This window comes from Brevibacillus fluminis, assembly GCF_003710825.1.
Taxonomy (GTDB): domain Bacteria; phylum Bacillota; class Bacilli; order Brevibacillales; family Brevibacillaceae; genus Brevibacillus_D; species Brevibacillus_D fluminis.
In genome coordinates this window covers 1-1350 of the sequence record NZ_RHHQ01000035.1, presented here as the reverse complement: position 1 = coordinate 1350, position 1350 = coordinate 1, and the positions used below count along the sequence as shown (strand labels likewise).

General features: G+C 54.1%; 2 protein-coding genes. Both read right to left on the bottom strand.

The window, feature by feature from the left end; all coding sequences use genetic code 11:
* A partial coding sequence (locus tag EDM56_RS30635; RefSeq protein WP_246009597.1) for an alpha/beta fold hydrolase occupies positions 1 to 474 on the bottom strand: 474 nt, incomplete at its 3' end.
* A gap of 88 nt (positions 475 to 562) precedes the next feature.
* Complete coding sequence (locus EDM56_RS30630) at positions 563 to 1231, bottom strand: VOC family protein (RefSeq protein ID WP_122921725.1); 669 nt, start codon at positions 1229 to 1231, stop codon at positions 563 to 565.
* Positions 1232 to 1350: the final 119 nt, after the last annotated feature.

The window sequence follows — 1350 nt, the reverse complement described above, 5'->3', positions numbered from 1 at the left end:
GAGGCCATCGATCAAAACTGCGATTCCTTGCTGCCCCACTTTTTCAACGTTCGCATCACGTCCCTTTTTCGCTTCGGGCGAGTCAGGATAGGCGGTGGAATGGATCAGGCCGAATCCTAGCAAACGATCCTCATAGCGCTGCGCAATCGACAAGGCGAGATACCCGCCAAGCGAATGCCCAAGCAGTATCACTTTGTCTACCCCTGCCTGATCAAGCAAAAGTTTGACCTCATCCGCCATCGCATCGATTGTCTCGGCCCCTTCTACATGGCTCGTCCCGCCGTGCCCGGGCAAATCCGTTGCCAGCACGCGATACTCTTTGGCCAATTCGGGAACGACTTTGTCCCAATAAGCATGGCTTCCACAAAACCCGTGGAGCAAAAGTAGCGCCGGCCCGCTTCCTTCCTCTCTGTACGCGATCGTCCGTTCCGCCACGCGAATCGTTTTCATATCCATACTAGCTTCAGCTCCCATCAAGTGCTTCATCCTACACCATCATTATTTTCGACTCGCCCCCGTCCTACACCTACCTACCGCCCAAACACCGCAGGAACGGCTGTTTTCAAGCGTGCACATCTGCTGCAACCATATGAAACTCATAGCCGCGCAGATGTACATCCTGGTCCCGATTACCGTGAATGGTCACTGCGGCGGGTTGGAAACGCGCTTGTACATCACTCATGAACCAGGTTCGCCCGAACGCAACCAAAATCAGCAAGCCATCCTCATCCCCCATCGGAGTAAAGGAAGCGGTCGGCCCGCGCCACGGTCCAATCCCGAGCCCGATCTCTAAATCTTCCACCGTGTCCAACACATCCTCTACAGGCAGCCCGATTTCGCTGACGCAGAGGAAATCGCGGCTGCTAAAAGGGGTGTCGTTCGCGTTTTCCAGGTTATGCCGTGCGATCAGCTCGATCAGATTGCCGGCCGCATCTGAAAAGTAGAGCGAATGCGCATTCCACGATTCGAAATATATGAGCGGGTCCTCTTCATGCATAATTAGCCCCACCCGCGCTTCTTCCACCTTGTTTTCCGGAATGTTGAAAGCCATATGGTAAAAGGGACGGCTCTGATCCCGAACAGCCGCGAACCGCAGCGCTGTCCAGCCGATGGTGACCGTGAACGAATCTGCCTCTTCCGCAAGCAGCTCCAGCTCCAGCACTTTTGTATAAAACTGCTTCGCCTGCTCCAAACGATCGGTGTACAGCGTCAATTCGGTGATTTTCATCATTTCCGTCCCCCTTTATTTTGTATCGCTTTCGGCCAACCTTTATTTCGCAGCCAAAAGGCGGCTGATGCGAATCAGTTCTTCCGCCATCCCATTGATTCGCTCCTGTGCATCGTAATCCG